General features: G+C 67.8%; 10 protein-coding genes and 1 pseudogene. 7 read left to right on the top strand and 4 right to left on the bottom strand.

The features are described from left to right. Nucleotides 1–1,063, top strand: a pseudogene (locus AB0O67_RS20300) (DNA-directed RNA polymerase subunit beta); the annotation flags it as partial. A 101-nt stretch (nt 1,064–1,164) separates the two neighbouring features. Further along, nucleotides 1,165–5,064 carry a DNA-directed RNA polymerase subunit beta' gene (locus tag AB0O67_RS20295; RefSeq protein WP_365451893.1) on the top strand — a complete coding sequence of 1,300 codons (3,900 nt, stop codon included), beginning with the start codon at nt 1,165–1,167 and terminating at the stop codon, nt 5,062–5,064. Nucleotides 5,065–5,154: 90 nt separating this feature from the next. On the opposite strand, the gene AB0O67_RS20290 is transcribed toward AB0O67_RS20295, so the two are convergent. Together AB0O67_RS20290 and AB0O67_RS20285 are read right to left on the bottom strand one after the other, a co-directional pair. Beyond that, the gene (locus tag AB0O67_RS20290) at nt 5,155–6,042 is read right to left on the bottom strand and encodes a prohibitin family protein (RefSeq protein ID WP_365451891.1); all 888 of its coding nucleotides are present in this window, start codon (nt 6,040–6,042) and stop codon (nt 5,155–5,157) included. Nucleotides 6,043–6,177: 135 nt separating this feature from the next. Beyond that, on the bottom strand, nt 6,178–7,491 hold the full coding sequence (locus tag AB0O67_RS20285) for a hypothetical protein (RefSeq protein ID WP_365451889.1): 1,314 nt from the start codon (nt 7,489–7,491) through the stop codon (nt 6,178–6,180). A gap of 420 nt (nt 7,492–7,911) precedes the next feature. Here AB0O67_RS20285 and rpsL point away from each other — a divergent pair, with 420 nt between their 5' ends. The 5 genes from rpsL to AB0O67_RS20260 all read left to right on the top strand — a co-directional run bounded on the left by rpsL (nt 7,912) and on the right by AB0O67_RS20260 (nt 13,755). Beyond that, nucleotides 7,912–8,283, top strand: coding sequence for a 30S ribosomal protein S12 (gene rpsL / locus AB0O67_RS20280; protein WP_003948652.1), 372 nt, complete (start codon nt 7,912–7,914; stop codon nt 8,281–8,283). A gap of 2 nt (nt 8,284–8,285) precedes the next feature. After that, on the top strand, nt 8,286–8,756 hold the full coding sequence (rpsG, locus tag AB0O67_RS20275) for a 30S ribosomal protein S7 (RefSeq protein WP_003992340.1): 471 nt from the start codon (nt 8,286–8,288) through the stop codon (nt 8,754–8,756). A 39-nt stretch (nt 8,757–8,795) separates the two neighbouring features. Then, on the top strand, nt 8,796–10,922 hold the full coding sequence (gene fusA, locus AB0O67_RS20270) for an elongation factor G (protein ID WP_365451887.1): 2,127 nt from the start codon (nt 8,796–8,798) through the stop codon (nt 10,920–10,922). Nucleotides 10,923–11,078: 156 nt separating this feature from the next. Continuing rightward, nucleotides 11,079–12,272 (top strand): elongation factor Tu, encoded by a 1,194-nt coding sequence (gene tuf / locus AB0O67_RS20265; protein ID WP_365451885.1) that lies wholly within the window; start codon nt 11,079–11,081, stop codon nt 12,270–12,272. A gap of 346 nt (nt 12,273–12,618) precedes the next feature. Beyond that, on the top strand, nt 12,619–13,755 hold the full coding sequence (locus tag AB0O67_RS20260) for an acyltransferase (protein ID WP_365451883.1): 1,137 nt from the start codon (nt 12,619–12,621) through the stop codon (nt 13,753–13,755). A gap of 56 nt (nt 13,756–13,811) precedes the next feature. Here the strand turns inward: AB0O67_RS20260 and AB0O67_RS20255 are convergent, their stop codons facing one another. After that, nucleotides 13,812–15,200, bottom strand: a complete 1,389-nt coding sequence (locus AB0O67_RS20255; protein ID WP_365451881.1) for an alpha-lytic protease prodomain-containing protein — start codon at nt 15,198–15,200, stop codon at nt 13,812–13,814. Nucleotides 15,201–15,316: 116 nt separating this feature from the next. Then, entirely contained in the window at nt 15,317–16,264 is a 948-nt protein-coding gene (locus AB0O67_RS20250) for a LysR family transcriptional regulator (protein ID WP_365451879.1), read from the bottom strand. Nucleotides 16,265–16,326 lie beyond the last annotated feature (62 nt).

The following is a 16,326-nucleotide window of genomic DNA, read 5'->3' as shown; positions in this document are numbered from 1 at the left end:
CGCGATCTTCGGTGAGAAGGCCCGTGAGGTCCGTGACACCTCGCTGAAGGTCCCGCACGGCGAGATCGGCAAGGTCATCGGCGTCCGCGTCTTCGACCGCGAGGAGGGCGACGAGCTTCCCCCCGGTGTGAACCAGCTGGTGCGCGTGTACGTGGCGCAGAAGCGCAAGATCACCGACGGTGACAAGCTCGCCGGCCGACACGGCAACAAGGGCGTCATCTCGAAGATCCTTCCGATCGAGGACATGCCGTTCCTCGAGGACGGAACTCCGGTCGACATCATCCTGAACCCGCTGGGCGTGCCGTCCCGAATGAACCCGGGACAGGTTCTGGAGATCCACCTGGGCTGGCTCGCCAGCCGTGGCTGGGACGTCTCCGGTCTCGCCGACGAGTGGGCGGAGCGTCTGCAGGCCATCGGCGCCGACAGCGTCGAGCCCGGCACCAACGTCGCCACGCCGGTCTTCGACGGTGCGCGTGAGGACGAGCTCGCGGGTCTGCTCGAGCACACGATCCCGAACCGCGACGGCGAGCGCATGGTGCTCCCCAGCGGCAAGGCACCGCTGTTCGACGGGCGCTCGGGCGAGCCGTTCCCGGAGCCGATCTCGGTCGGCTACATGTACATCCTGAAGCTGCACCACCTGGTCGACGACAAGCTGCACGCCCGTTCGACCGGTCCGTACTCGATGATCACCCAGCAGCCGCTGGGTGGTAAGGCCCAGTTCGGTGGCCAGCGGTTCGGCGAGATGGAGGTGTGGGCGCTGGAGGCTTACGGCGCCGCGTACGCCCTCCAGGAGCTGCTGACCATCAAGTCCGACGACGTCACCGGCCGCGTGAAGGTCTACGAGGCCATCGTCAAGGGCGAGAACATCCCTGAGCCCGGCATCCCCGAGTCCTTCAAGGTGCTCATCAAGGAGATGCAGTCCCTTTGCCTCAACGTGGAGGTGCTGTCCAGCGACGGCATGTCCATCGAGATGCGTGACACCGACGAGGACGTCTTCCGCGCGGCGGAGGAGCTCGGCATCGACCTGTCCCGGCGCGAGCCGAGCAGCGTCGAAGAGGTCTGACGGAGTCCGGCGGGCCTTCTGAACACCCACAGAAGGCCCGTCGACCCCGGGACCCCGTTTCAGACCCCAAGACTTACAACCCTGAGAGGGATTGACGCATAGTGCTCGACGTCAACTTCTTCGATGAGCTCCGGATCGGTCTGGCGACCGCTGACGACATCCGTCAGTGGAGCCACGGCGAGGTCAAGAAGCCCGAGACCATCAACTACCGCACCCTCAAGCCCGAGAAGGACGGACTCTTCTGCGAGAAGATCTTCGGTCCGACCCGGGACTGGGAGTGCTACTGCGGCAAGTACAAGCGTGTCCGCTTCAAGGGCATCATCTGTGAGCGCTGTGGCGTCGAGGTCACGCGCGCCAAGGTGCGCCGTGAGCGGATGGGCCACATCGAACTGGCCGCTCCCGTCACCCACATCTGGTACTTCAAGGGCGTTCCGTCGCGGCTGGGCTACCTGCTCGACCTCGCCCCGAAGGACCTGGAGAAGGTCATCTACTTCGCCGCGTACATGATCACGTACGTGGACGAGGAGCGCCGTACGCGCGACCTGCCCTCGCTGGAGGCGCACGTCTCCGTCGAGCGTCAGCAGATCGAGCAGCGTCGCGACGCCGACCTGGAGGCCCGGGCCAAGAAGCTCGAGACCGACCTGGCCGAGCTGGAGGCCGAGGGCGCCAAGTCCGACGTGCGCCGCAAGGTGCGCGAGGGCGCCGAGCGTGAGATGAAGCAGCTGCGCGACCGTGCGCAGCGCGAGATCGACCGCCTCGACGAGGTGTGGAACCGGTTCAAGAACCTCAAGGTCCAGGACCTGGAGGGCGACGAGCTGCTCTACCGCGAGCTGCGCGACCGCTTCGGCACCTACTTCGACGGCTCGATGGGTGCCGCGGCGCTGCAGAAGCGCCTGGAGTCCTTCGACCTCGACGAGGAGGCCGAGCGCCTCCGCGAGATCATCCGCACCGGTAAGGGCCAGAAGAAGACCCGTGCGCTCAAGCGCCTGAAGGTCGTCTCCGCGTTCCTGCAGACCAGCAACAGCCCCAAGGGCATGGTGCTCGACTGCGTGCCGGTCATCCCGCCGGACCTCCGCCCGATGGTGCAGCTGGACGGTGGCCGCTTCGCGACCTCCGACCTGAACGACCTGTACCGCCGTGTGATCAACCGGAACAACCGTCTGAAGCGGCTTCTCGACCTCGGCGCGCCCGAGATCATCGTGAACAACGAGAAGCGCATGCTTCAGGAGGCCGTCGACGCGCTGTTCGACAACGGCCGCCGCGGCCGCCCGGTGACCGGTCCCGGCAACCGCCCGCTGAAGTCCCTCAGCGACATGCTGAAGGGCAAGCAGGGTCGCTTCCGTCAGAACCTGCTCGGCAAGCGTGTGGACTACTCCGCGCGTTCCGTGATCGTCGTCGGTCCGCAGCTGAAGCTGCACCAGTGCGGTCTGCCGAAGGCGATGGCGCTGGAGCTCTTCAAGCCGTTCGTGATGAAGCGCCTGGTCGACCTGAACCACGCGCAGAACATCAAGAGCGCCAAGCGGATGGTCGAGCGCGGCCGCACCGTGGTGTACGACGTCCTCGAAGAGGTCATCGCCGAGCACCCGGTGCTGCTGAACCGTGCGCCCACCCTGCACCGCCTCGGCATCCAGGCCTTCGAGCCGCAGCTGGTCGAGGGCAAGGCCATCCAGATCCACCCGCTCGTCTGCACCGCGTTCAACGCGGACTTCGACGGTGACCAGATGGCCGTGCACCTGCCGCTGTCCGCGGAGGCGCAGGCCGAGGCCCGCATCCTGATGCTGTCCTCGAACAACATCCTCAAGCCCGCCGACGGCCGTCCGGTGACGATGCCGACCCAGGACATGGTGCTGGGTCTGTACTTCCTCACCACGGACGCCGAGGGCCGCGACATCAAGGGCACCGACCGTCCGTTCTCCTCGGTCGCCGAGGCGATCATGGCGTTCGACGCCGGCGAGCTGTCGCTGCAGGCGCCCGTCGACATCCGCTTCCCGGTGGGCACCATCCCGCCGCGTGGCTGGGTGCCGCCGGTCCGCGAGGAGGGCGAGCCGGAGTGGCAGCAGGGTGACAGCTTCACCCTGAAGACCACGCTGGGCCGCGCGCTCTTCAACGAGCTGCTGCCCGAGGACTACCCGTTCGTCGACTACGAGGTCGGCAAGAAGCAGCTCTCCCAGATCGTCAACGACCTGGCCGAGCGCTACCCGAAGGTCATCGTGGCGGCGACGCTCGACAACCTGAAGGCGTCCGGCTTCTTCTGGGCCACCCGTTCCGGCGTCACCGTGGCCATCTCCGACGTCGTCGTTCCCGAGGCGAAGAAGGAGATCGTCAAGGGCTACGAGGCGCAGGACGAGAAGGTCCAGAAGCAGTACGAGCGCGGTCTGATCACCAAGGACGAGCGCACGCAGGAGCTCATCGCGATCTGGACCAAGGCGACCAACGAGGTCGCCGAGGCGATGAACGAGAACTTCCCGAAGACCAACCCGATCTTCATGATGGTGAACTCGGGCGCACGAGGCAACATGATGCAGATGCGTCAGATCGCCGGTATGCGTGGTCTGGTGTCGAACGCCAAGAACGAGACGATCCCGCGTCCGATCAAGGCCTCGTTCCGTGAGGGTCTGTCCGTGCTGGAGTACTTCATCTCCACGCACGGTGCCCGTAAGGGTCTGGCGGACACCGCTCTGCGTACCGCCGACTCGGGTTACCTCACCCGTCGTCTGGTCGACGTCTCGCAGGACGTCATCATCCGCGAGGAGGACTGCGGCACCGAGCGTGGTCTGCGGCTGTCGATCGCCGAGCGTGGCGCCGACGGTGCGCTGCTCAAGGCGGAGGACGTCGAGACGTCCGTGTACGCGCGCTGCCTCGCCGAGGACATCGTCGTGGACGGCAAGGTGCTGGCCCCGGCCGGTACCGACCTGGGCGACGTGCTCATCGACGAGCTGATCCGGCACGGGGTCTCCGAGGTCAAGACCCGCTCGGTCCTGACCTGCGAGTCCGCCGTCGGCACCTGCGCCATGTGCTACGGCCGCTCGCTGGCCACCGGCAAGCTGGTCGACATCGGTGAGGCGGTCGGCATCATCGCCGCCCAGTCCATCGGTGAGCCCGGTACCCAGCTGACGATGCGTACCTTCCACACCGGTGGTGTGGCCGGTGACGACATCACCCAGGGTCTGCCGCGTGTCGTCGAGCTCTTCGAGGCCCGTACGCCGAAGGGTGTCGCCCCGATCTCCGAGGCCTCCGGCCGCGTGCGGATCGAGGAGACCGAGAAGACCAAGAAGCTCGTCATCACCCCGGACGACGGCAGCGACGAGACGGCGTTCCCGATCTCGAAGCGTGCCCGGCTCCTGGTGAGCGAGGGTGAGCACGTCGAGGTGGGCCAGAAGCTCACCGTGGGTGCCACCAACCCGCACGACGTGCTGCGCATCCTGGGTCAGCGTGCCGTCCAGGTCCACCTGGTCGGCGAGGTCCAGAAGGTCTACAACTCGCAGGGCGTGTCGATCCACGACAAGCACATCGAGATCATCATCCGGCAGATGCTCCGCCGTGTGACGATCATCGAGTCCGGCGACGCCGAGCTGCTGCCCGGTGAGCTGGTCGAGCGCTCGAAGTTCGAGACCGAGAACCGTCGTGTGGTCCAGGAGGGCGGTCACCCGGCCTCCGGTCGTCCGCAGCTGATGGGTATCACCAAGGCCTCGCTGGCGACCGAGTCGTGGCTGTCGGCGGCGTCCTTCCAGGAGACGACCAGGGTTCTGACGGACGCGGCGATCAACGCCAAGTCCGACTCCCTGATCGGCCTCAAGGAGAACGTCATCATCGGTAAGCTCATCCCGGCCGGTACGGGTCTGTCCCGCTACCGCAACATCCGGGTCGAGCCGACCGAGGAGGCCAAGGCCGCGATGTACTCGGCCGTGGGCTACGACGACATCGACTACTCGCCCTTCGGCACGGGCTCCGGCCAGGCCGTGCCGCTGGAGGACTACGACTACGGTCCGTACAACCAGTAAGCGAGTCGCATGAGTTGAGGGGCGGTCCCTTTAGGGGGCCGCCCCTCGGCGTTCGCTCGGTCGGTCGGCCGGCTGCCCGCCGGCCACCGGCTAGTTCTTGGTGCCGTCCACGATGACCGGAGTGCCGTCGGAGCCGGTGCCGCACGGCACCGCGTAGACCGGGTTGGCCCTGGACGCTTCCTTGTAGGCCTCAAGGCACTGGTTGTAGAGCACCTTGTCGCTCAGCGACTGATCCATGATCTTGTTGGCGCGGGCGATGCCCTCCGCCTCGATCCGCTTGCGCTCGGCCTCGGCCTTGGCCGTACGCGCCGCCTCGGTGGCCCGCTGGGTGTCCTGCTCCTGCTGGATCTTCTTGTCGATCTGCTCCTGCAGCTTCTCCGAGGGCTTCACGTTGCGCAGGTTGACGGCGGTGACGTCGATCCCGCGCGGTGCCAGGCGCTCCTTGATCAGGGCGGCGATCTCCGAGCTGATCTGCTCGCGGGCGGAGGCGTAGCCCTCCTCGCTGGTGTGCTGTGCGAAGACGTTGCGGATGATCTCGCGGCTGTCCGGCAGCACCAGCCGCTCCTGGACCGCTTCCTCGCTGCCCGCCAGCCGGTACAGCTCGACCGACTTCGCGGGCACGACGGCCCACTTGATGGTGACGTCCGCGTAGAGGACGCCGCCCTGGGAGGAGCGGACCTCGACGACGTCCTTGTCGTAGAGATTGAGGTCCACCGGGCGGGTGGAGAAGGACGTCACGTCGGTGAACGGTGACTTGAAGTGGATGCCCGAGGTCAGCGGCTTGCCGATCTTGCCGAAGGTCACCGGCACACCGACCTCGTAGGCGGTCACGACATGGAGGCAGGCGAAGACGCCGGCCAGCACGCCTGCCACGGCGCTCAGTGCCGCTCCCAGCTTCCAGCCTCCTTCGGCGCGGGCACGGCCGATGAAAAAGGCGACGATCGCCGCTATGAGCAGCAGGATGGACAGCACGAACACGGTTCTCCCCCTCCGGAACACGGTTCCGCGCCCCTCCCCGGGCGCGGTCGGCTGCGCAGCTTAGCTTTCGACTGATCGCGCCGAGGGGATATCAGGTGAACAGGCGCCCGGACATATGTCCTGATCGTGCGACGCCTACGGGATGCCCAGTTCGAAGAGCACGAAGTGCGCGTACCAGCCCGACGCCGGGGCCGCGGTCGCGAAGAAGACGGTCAGTACCGGCCACGACAGTCGGCTCATCGCGGCGGCCGGGGCGAGGAGGAGGGGGAAGCAGGGGAGCAGGTAGCGCGAGGTGTTGCCGAAGATCTGCTGGGTGCCCAGGACGCTGACGATGCTGGCGAGCGTGTAGGCGACCAGCACCAGCGGCGGCCGCTTGCGCAGCATCAGCACGATCAGGAACGGCAGCGCCAGCACCAGTTGGACGGCGAGCAGGTCGGGCACGGAGAACGCGAAGATGTAGTCGTGCTTCCCGATCGCCGTGTTGCCCAGCACGTCGAGGGTGTACGCGCCGAAGTCGAAGAAGTGCAGCCACCCGTCGCGCTGGAGCGTGAAGTACGCCGTCAGCTCGCCCATGCTGAGCCCGACCCAGGCGACATAGGTGAGCAGACCGAGCGGCGCGGCGCACATGGCGTAGACCGGCCCCGCCACGCCGTGCTTGGCCCGGTCCTCCCGCCGGGCCAGCGTGACGAGCGCGGCTAGCCCCACGGCACCGATGAGCGCGGCGGACGTGGGCCGGTTGAGGCCGGCCACGAAGGCGAGCAGCCCGGCGGCCACCCAGCGGCCCTTCATCACGCAGTAGCAGCACCAGGTGGCGATCGCCACGAACAGGGACTCGGAGTACACGGCCCACTCGACGCCCGAGCCTGGTGCCACCGCCCACAGACCCGCGGCGATGGTGCCCGCCCGGGCGCCGGCGAGCAGCGAGATCACGGCGTAGACACCGGCGGCCGCCACGAAGGAGGCGATCACCGAGACCAGGATCCCGGACCCGTACAGCCCGAGCCCGGTCACCTCGGAGGTGCCTCGGATCAGGCCCGGATAGAGGGGGAAGAACGCGACGGAGTTCTGCTCGACCGTGAACATCCCGCCGGGATCGAGCCGCCGCAGCGGCCTGGGGTCGTACCCCTTCTCGGCGACCTGGAGATACCACCAGCCGTCCCAGGTGGCGAGTACGTCCCACCAGTGGGCGCCGCCGCCGAAGCGGGGGTTCTTCTGCCGGTACTCGCCGGAGGCCATCAGCAGAATGGCGAAGACGACGGTACCGACCAGCTTGGTGGCGCCGTAGAGGAGCAAAGGAGGGCCGTACGGCCGCAGTCCGCCCGGCACCCTGAGGGGCCGGGAGAGCCGCGGTATCCCGGGCAGCGGTATCCGTGGCGTACGGGGCCGCTCCGCGCCGGCGTCGCCGGACTCGGTGGTATCCGTCGCCTCGGAACTGGCAGCCGTGCTCATGACTGTGGTCCCCCTCCGGCCCGATCACCGGGCCCCGGGCGGGGCATCACAGTATGGGTGATCGCGAAACATCTGCCATAAGATCCCCACAGCGTCGCACATGCGTGCAAGCCTGCGGGGGCCGGGTTCGGCCGGGGTCGGCCGAACAGGATGTTTGGCGTGGTCAGTGCCGCCCGGTGGGCGCCGGGCATTTGTTTTGACCGCAGCGTATGCGGTAGGTACGCTCAGACCTTGTGCCTGGGGTGTGCCCTGGCTTCCGTGCGTGTCTTCAACCGCATGGGGAGTCCGAGAGCGGCCACCGTAATCTGCGCTTCCTTCTGCCTCGCGGTGGGGGTCCGCCGGATTCGACACACCCGACCGCGTGGGTCGGCGACGTTCCAGGTTAGCTGTACCTATCGGCACACAGAAACCGGAGAAGTAGTGCCTACGATCCAGCAGCTGGTCCGTAAGGGCCGGCAGGACAAGGTCGAGAAGAACAAGACGCCCGCACTCGAGGGTTCCCCTCAGCGCCGGGGCGTCTGCACGCGTGTGTTCACGACCACCCCGAAGAAGCCGAACTCGGCCCTGCGTAAGGTCGCGCGTGTGCGTCTGACCAGCGGGATCGAGGTCACTGCTTACATTCCGGGTGAGGGACACAACCTGCAGGAGCACTCCATCGTGCTCGTGCGCGGCGGCCGTGTGAAGGACCTGCCGGGTGTTCGCTACAAGATCATCCGTGGCTCGCTCGACACCCAGGGTGTCAAGAACCGCAAGCAGGCCCGCAGCCGCTACGGCGCCAAGAAGGAGAAGTAAGAATGCCTCGTAAGGGCCCCGCCCCGAAGCGCCCGGTCATCATCGACCCGGTTTACGGCTCCCCTCTGGTGACCTCCCTGATCAACAAGGTGCTGCTGAACGGCAAGCGCTCCACCGCCGAGCGCATCGTGTACGGCGCCATGGAGGGTCTGCGTGAGAAGACGGGCAACGACCCGATCATCACGCTGAAGCGCGCGCTGGAGAACATCAAGCCGACCCTCGAAGTCAAGTCCCGCCGCGTCGGCGGTGCGACGTACCAGGTGCCGATCGAGGTCAAGCCCGGTCGCGCCAACACGCTCGCGCTGCGCTGGCTCGTCGGTTACTCCCGCGCCCGTCGCGAGAAGACCATGACCGAGCGTCTCCTCAACGAGCTTCTCGACGCCTCGAACGGCCTCGGTGCGGCCGTGAAGAAGCGCGAGGACACCCACAAGATGGCCGAGTCCAACAAGGCCTTCGCGCACTACCGCTGGTAGTCGCAGACCCCATCGAGACCGAGAGAAGACTGAAGCCTTATGGCTACCACTTCACTTGACCTGGCCAAGGTCCGCAACATCGGGATCATGGCCCACATCGACGCGGGCAAGACGACCACCACCGAGCGGATCCTCTTCTACACCGGCGTCAGCTACAAGATCGGTGAGGTCCACGACGGCGCTGCCACGATGGACTGGATGGAGCAGGAGCAGGAGCGTGGCATCACGATCACCTCTGCTGCCACCACCTGTCACTGGCCGCTCGAGGACAACGACTACACGATCAACATCATCGACACCCCGGGGCACGTCGACTTCACCGTCGAGGTGGAGCGTTCGCTGCGCGTCCTCGACGGTGCCGTGACGGTGTTCGACGGTGTGGCCGGTGTCGAGCCGCAGTCCGAGACGGTGTGGCGTCAGGCCGACCGTTACGGCGTGCCGCGCATCTGCTTCGTCAACAAGCTGGACCGTACCGGCGCCGAGTTCCACCGCTGCGTGGACATGATCTCGGACCGCCTGGGCGCGCAGCCGCTCGTCATGCAGCTGCCGATCGGTGCCGAGGCCGACTTCAAGGGCGTTGTGGACCTGGTCCGCATGAAGGCGCTCGTGTGGTCCGCCGAGGCGGCGAAGGGCGAGATGTACGACGTCGTCGACATCCCGGCCACGCACACCGAGGCCGCCGAGGAGTGGCGCGGCAAGCTGGTCGAGGCCGTCGCGGAGAACGACGAAGAGGTCATGGAGCTGTACCTGGAGGGCGAGGAGCCCACTGAGGAGCAGCTGTACGCCGCGATCCGTCGCATCACCATCGCGTCCGGCAAGTCCGACGGCACCACGGTCACCCCGGTGTTCTGTGGCACCGCGTTCAAGAACAAGGGCGTCCAGCCCCTGCTCGACGCGGTCGTGCGCTACCTGCCGACCCCGCTGGACGTCGAGGCCATCGAGGGCCACGACGTCAAGGACTCCGAGGTCGTCGTCAAGCGCAAGCCGTCCGACGACGAGCCGCTGTCCGCGCTCGCCTTCAAGATCATGAGCGACCCGCACCTCGGCAAGCTCACCTTCGTCCGGATCTACTCCGGTCGCCTGGAGTCCGGCACCGCGGTGCTGAACTCGGTCAAGGGCAAGAAGGAGCGCATCGGCAAGATCTACCGCATGCACGCGAACAAGCGTGAGGAGATCGACTCGGTGGGCGCCGGCGACATCGTCGCCGTGATGGGCCTCAAGCAGACCACCACCGGTGAGACGCTGAGCGACGACAAGAACCCGGTCATCCTGGAGTCCATGGACTTCCCGGCGCCGGTCATCCAGGTCGCCATCGAGCCCAAGTCCAAGGGTGACCAGGAGAAGCTGGGTGTCGCCATCCAGCGTCTCGCGGAGGAGGACCCCTCCTTCCAGGTTCACTCGGACGAGGAGACCGGCCAGACCATCATCGGTGGTATGGGCGAGCTGCACCTCGAGGTGCTGGTCGACCGTATGCGCCGTGAGTTCAAGGTCGAGGCCAACGTCGGCAAGCCGCAGGTCGCCTACCGTGAGACGATCCGCAAGGCCGTCGAGCGCGTGGACTACACCCACAAGAAGCAGACCGGTGGTACCGGTCAGTTCGCCAAGGTGCAGATCGCGATCGAGCCCATCGAGGGCGGCGACGCCTCGTACGAGTTCGTGAACAAGGTGACCGGTGGTCGCATCCCGAAGGAGTACATCCCTTCGGTCGACGCCGGTGCGCAGGAGGCCATGCAGTTCGGCATCCTCGCCGGCTACGAGATGACGGGCGTCCGCGTCACGCTTCTCGACGGTGCCTACCACGAGGTCGACTCCTCCGAACTCGCGTTCAAGATCGCCGGTTCGCAGGCCTTCAAGGAGGCCGCGCGCAAGGCCAGCCCCGTGCTGCTCGAGCCGATGATGGCCGTCGAGGTCACCACGCCCGAGGACTACATGGGTGAGGTCATCGGCGACATCAACTCCCGCCGTGGTCAGATCCAGGCCATGGAGGAGCGGGCCGGTGCCCGCGTCGTGAAGGGCCTCGTGCCCCTTTCGGAGATGTTCGGCTACGTCGGGGACCTCCGCAGCAAGACGTCGGGTCGCGCAAGCTACTCGATGCAGTTCGACTCCTACGCCGAGGTTCCGCGGAACGTCGCCGAGGAGATCATCGCGAAGGCCAAGGGCGAGTAACGCACCGCGTTCATACGCCGTAGGCTTGACTCCGGAGCCTCACGGGGCATTCACCCGCAATCCCGGGTGAATGTCCCGGGGCCCGGGACTTAACAGCAAAGATCACCTGGCGCCGATGAAGTAAGGCGTACAGAACCACTCCACAGGAGGACCCCAGTGGCGAAGGCGAAGTTCGAGCGGACTAAGCCGCACGTCAACATCGGCACCATCGGTCACATCGACCACGGTAAGACGACCCTCACGGCCGCCATTACCAAGGTGCTGCACGACGCGTACCCGGACCTGAACGAGGCCACCCCGTTCGACAACATCGACAAGGCGCCGGAAGAGCGTCAGCGTGGTATCACCATCTCCATCGCGCACGTCGAGTACCAGACCGAGGCGCGTCACTACGCCCACGTCGACTGCCCTGGTCACGCGGACTACATCAAGAACATGATCACCGGTGCCGCGCAGATGGACGGCGCGATCCTGGTGGTCGCCGCCACCGACGGCCCGATGCCGCAGACCAAGGAGCACGTGCTCCTGGCCCGCCAGGTCGGCGTGCCGTACATCGTGGTCGCCCTGAACAAGGCCGACATGGTGGACGACGAGGAGATCCTGGAGCTCGTCGAGCTCGAGGTCCGTGAGCTGCTCTCCGAGTACGAGTTCCCGGGCGACGACCTGCCGGTCGTCAAGGTCTCCGCGCTCAAGGCCCTCGAGGGCGAGAAGGAGTGGGTCGACTCCGTCCTCAACCTGATGAAGGCTGTCGACGAGTCCGTCCCGCAGCCCGAGCGTGACGTCGACAAGCCGTTCCTGATGCCGATCGAGGACGTCTTCACGATCACCGGTCGCGGTACGGTCGTCACCGGCCGTATCGAGCGTGGTGTCCTCAAGGTCAACGAGACCGTCGACATCATCGGCATCAAGACCGAGAAGACCACCACCACGGTCACCGGCATCGAGATGTTCCGCAAGCTGCTCGACGAGGGCCAGGCCGGTGAGAACGTCGGTCTGCTGCTTCGCGGCATCAAGCGCGAGGACGTCGAGCGCGGCCAGTGCATCATCAAGCCGGGCTCTGTCACCCCGCACACCGAGTTCGAGGCCCAGGCCTACATCCTGTCGAAGGACGAGGGTGGTCGTCACACCCCCTTCTTCAACAACTACCGCCCGCAGTTCTACTTCCGTACGACTGACGTGACCGGTGTCGTGCACCTCCCCGAGGGCACCGAGATGGTCATGCCGGGCGACAACACCGAAATGCGCGTCGAGCTGATCCAGCCCGTCGCCATGGAGGAGGGCCTGAAGTTCGCCATCCGTGAGGGTGGCCGGACCGTGGGCGCCGGCCAGGTCACCAAGATCGTCAAGTAAGTTCCGCTTGCTTGAAGGTCGCCTGACCTGAAAAGGCCTGTAGGGGCCCGTACGACTTCGGTCGTACGGGCCCCTTTGCCGTACCCGGCCTGGTCGAACACATCAGGGGGTTGTCCCGAGCGTGAGTGAAAACTGGTCGAACACTGTGCGGCGGAATGGCGAGGGTTGCGGCAACTTCCCCGTGCGCACTGGGGAATTGTTCTCTTCTGTCCTCGTAGGGCGGAAAGTGCCGACGTAGCGTGAACCGTCGTTCAGTGGCCGTCGGGCCCCGAGTCTCTCCCGAGGATGGCTAGGACTCCTGATGCAGGGTGCGCGCAGCGGATTGTCGATACCTATGCCGGTCGCGGTGGCCGAACGTCCGCCACAGCCGCTGGGCGCACCGAAGGCGGACACCTCGGCTCGCGGTGCCCGACGGCAGCGGCCCCGGCTCTACGTCGTCGACGGCATCCGTCTCGTCGCCGCCCTGATGGTGGTCCTGCACCACTTCGTCGGCACCCGCCGGGCGAACGAGGCCGGCAACATCATCTGGGACCGCCCGGTGTCGGAGCTGATGCCGAGCGTGTTCCGCGTCGCCTCCTTCGGCTGGATAGGCGTCGAGATCTTCTTCGTGATCAGCGGCTTCGTGATCTGCATGTCGTGCTGGGGCCGCACACCCAAGGACTTCTTCGTCTCGCGCGTGATCCGCCTCTATCCCGCGTACTGGTTCGCCGTCCTCTTCACGACGGCCGTGCTGGTGCTGCTGCCGGGGGTGCAGGAGCGGCTGCGGCTGCGGGAGATCCTGTTCAACCTGACGATGCTGCAGTCCGGTTCCAAGATCCCGAACGTCGACCCCGTGTACTGGACGCTCTGGTCGGAGCTCCGCTTCTACCTGCTGTTCCTCGTCGTCGTCGCCATGGGCCTGACGTACCGCCGGGTCGTCGTGTTCTGCTGCGTCTGGGGCGCCGCGGCGATGCTGGCGCCGATCTCGAAGTTCCCGCTGCTGACGCTGGTCGCCGACCCGAGCGCCGCCTGGTACTTCATCGCCGGTCTGGCCCTCTACCTCATGCACCGCTTCGGCCAGGACCTCCTGCTGTGGGGCATCCTCGCGATGTCCTGGCTGATGGGCCAGCTGGAGCTGGGGGAGCGGGTCGAGTACGAGCAGGTCAGCAGCTGGCGTGGCGCGGTCGTCATCTTCACCGTGTTCATGCTGGTGATGGTGGCCATCGCCCTCGGCTGGACCGACCGCATCCGCTGGAAGTGGCTGGTGACGGCCGGTTGCCTGACGTACCCGCTCTACCTCATGCACTACCTCGCGGGCATAGTCCTCATCCACCACCTCCGCGGCACGATGGACCCGCGCCTGCTGGTCGCTACCCTGATCGCAGGGTTCCTGGTGCTGAGCTGGCTGGTGCACCGCCTCGTGGAACGGCCGGTGGCGCGGGCGCTGAAGAAGGGGCTGGAGTCGTCGTTCGTACGGTTGCGGAGTTTCCAGCGGGCGGCGTGATCAGGTCGGGTCCGGGTGCCTCGTGCGTGCACCCGGACCCGCTGCTTTTCACTGAGTCACGCGCGCTGCCACAGCGCCGGTACGTTCGGCGGCTCCCAGCCCGGCTGGGACTGGTGGCCCTGGAGGCAACGGTAGGTCGCTCCGGCGTACGTGACCGTGTCGCCGGGCTCATAGACCGTGCCGGCCGTCCACGTGCCGCCCGGGTCGCCCGGGTCGCCCGGGTCACCGGGGTCGCCCGGGTCCGTCGTGGTCCTCAGGGTGAGGCCGTAGTTCTGGAGCAGCGGGTTGATCGGCTGGAAGAACGTCGTACCGCCGCTGCTGCAGTTGCCCGAGCCGCCCGACGTCACGCCCTGGGCCTGGCTGCCGGAGATGTACGAGCCGCCGGAGTCGCCGGGCTCGGCGCAGACCGAGGTGCGGGTGACGCCGGTGATGGTGCCCTCGGGGTAGGTGACGCTGGTGTTGTGCTGCTGGACGGTGCCGCAGTGCCAGCCGGTGGTGGATCCGGAACGGCACACGGACGCCCCGACCGGCGCCTGTGTGGACCCGGTGACCTGGACGTTCTGCCCGCCGGAGCCCCGGACGTACGGGGTCGCGGTCCACTGGGAGCCGGTCGCCACCCACGCCATGTCCCGGCCGGGGAAGATCGAGCCCTGGAAGGTGCCCTGCGCCACCCGGTTGTGGCCGGTGGTGCTCGCGCCGCCCCGGCCGCAGTGACCGGCCGTGGCGAAGCCCTGCTGGGTGCCCTTGGTCACCGGGAAGCCGATGGAGCAGCGCCCGCTGTTGTCGATGTAGTACGCCTCACCGCCGCGCAGGTCGTACAGAGCGCGGGGCCGCTCGGCCGTCGTCTCGATCCGGGCGAGCGAGCCGTGGACGCCGGCCGCGTCCAGCAGGGCGCGCGCGGCGGCCGGACGTACCGCCCGCACGACGACGGTGTTGGCGCGCACGTCGACGTACCAGACGGGCGCGTCGGTGGTGCTCCGCCGCTGGGCCGCCCGGTCCAGGCGGGCCTTGGCGGCGTCCAGGTCGGCGAGGGAGTGGCGGACGACCGCGGCCTTCGCGCCCCGTTCCTCGATCGCGGGTACGTCGGCCGCGTCCGTGGTCGCCACGGTCAGGGTGCCGGAGTCGGCGCCCCGCACCCAGGCGCCCGCGAAGTCGCCGCCGAGCGCGGCCCGCAGGCGGCCCGCCGTGGCCCCGGCCTCCGCCTCGTTGGCCAGGCGCCGCTGCGCCTGACGCCGGTCCAGGCCGAGGTCGCGCTCCATGGCGCGGAGCAGGGTCGGGGGAGCGGCGTCGGTGCGCAGCGTCGCGGCGGCTGGGAGGGCGGTCGATGTGGTCGGTGCGGCGGCGGCGCCCGCGCTCGCGGAGCCGCTGAGCCCGGCCACGAGCAGGGCGGCCGTCGCCGCCACGGCGGCACCCGCGGCTCTGGCCCGGGTGGGTCGCTGGGGCATGGGGGATCTCCTCGGTCTCGGTCTCGCTCGATGGGGAGGTGCCGAAACCGTAGGAAGGGTCAACAGGCCTGCATAAGACGTCGGTTGACCCTCTCCCCAGCGTTACGGAACACGCCTCAGGGCACGCGACGCGCGGCCAGCCACGCGGTGTAGCTGTCGCTGCGGGCCGCCACCTCCGCGTACGCCATGTGCGCCTGCGCGAGCACGGTGGCGGCGGTGTCCGCCCCCTGTGTCAGCGCATGCCAGCCGAGCAGATGGCGCCAGGCCAGCGGGGTACCGCGCAGCGGTCGGGTGACGATCCCCGGCGTGCTCGGAAACGTCGCCCGGCACAGCCCCACCGCTCGTCCCACCTGCACCAGATGCACCACCGACGAGGTGTCCGTCTCGTACATCCGGCGCGGTGTGAACCCGGCGCGGGCGCAGGAGGCGGAGAAGCAGTCCCCGAAACACCCGTCGCCGGGCACGCACGCCCACTGTTCCTCGGCCAGCTCGCCCAGTCCGACCTCGTGCGCGGCGGCCAGCGCGTGCCCCTCGGGCACCATGACGAACACCGGGTCCACGGCGACCTCGCGCCAGACGAGCCCCTCGGCGCGGGGCGGCGCGGCCGACCCGCAGGTCCCGGCGAGCGCGAAGTCCAGCCGCCCCTCGGCGAGCAGATCGGCCAGCTGCCGCTCGGACCACGAGGCGCAGGTCGTCACACCGGCGTCGGGCAGGACGTCCGCCAGCCGGTCCACCAGGGCGCCCAGCAGCGGACCGTGGGTGCCGCCCAGCCGGAAGGAGGCCGTGGCGCGCGGGGAACGGGCGAACCGCGCCGCCTCCTGCTGCAGTTCGGTCACCGCGGGCAGCACGACACGGGTGCGTTCGAGTACGAGTTCACCCAGCGCCGTGGCCCGCACCCCGTGCCGGCCCCGCTCGAACAACTCACCCCCCAGGGCCCGCTCGATGCGTTTGAGCTGCGCGCTCAACGCGGGCTGTGCGAGCCCGAGCGCCGTGGCCGCCCTGGTGAGACTCCCGGCGTCGGCGATGGCCCGGACCGTCCTGAGATGTCGCAGCTCCAGCTCCATGAGCCGAGCTTGCGGCGGGGGAAGGGCGGGGGCAAGAGGTTGGTACAGACCAGTTGAGGCGT

Source organism: Streptomyces sp. NPDC086077 (assembly GCF_040686175.1).
GTDB lineage: Bacteria > Actinomycetota > Actinomycetes > Streptomycetales > Streptomycetaceae > Streptomyces.
The sequence above is the reverse complement of the archived record's forward strand: the minus strand, read 5'-3'. Positions and strand labels throughout refer to the sequence as shown.

Coding starts and splice junctions, on each gene's coding strand:
- AB0O67_RS20285 (WP_365451889.1), bottom strand. CDS start 7,491: ATGAGCACGGCTGCCAGTTCCGAGGCGACGGATACCACCGAGTCCGGC.
- AB0O67_RS20255 (WP_365451881.1), bottom strand. CDS start 15,200: ATGCCCCAGCGACCCACCCGGGCCAGAGCCGCGGGTGCCGCCGTGGCG.
- rpsG (WP_003992340.1), top strand. CDS start 8,286: ATGCCTCGTAAGGGCCCCGCCCCGAAGCGCCCGGTCATCATCGACCCG.
- fusA (WP_365451887.1), top strand. CDS start 8,796: ATGGCTACCACTTCACTTGACCTGGCCAAGGTCCGCAACATCGGGATC.
- AB0O67_RS20250 (WP_365451879.1), bottom strand. CDS start 16,264: ATGGAGCTGGAGCTGCGACATCTCAGGACGGTCCGGGCCATCGCCGAC.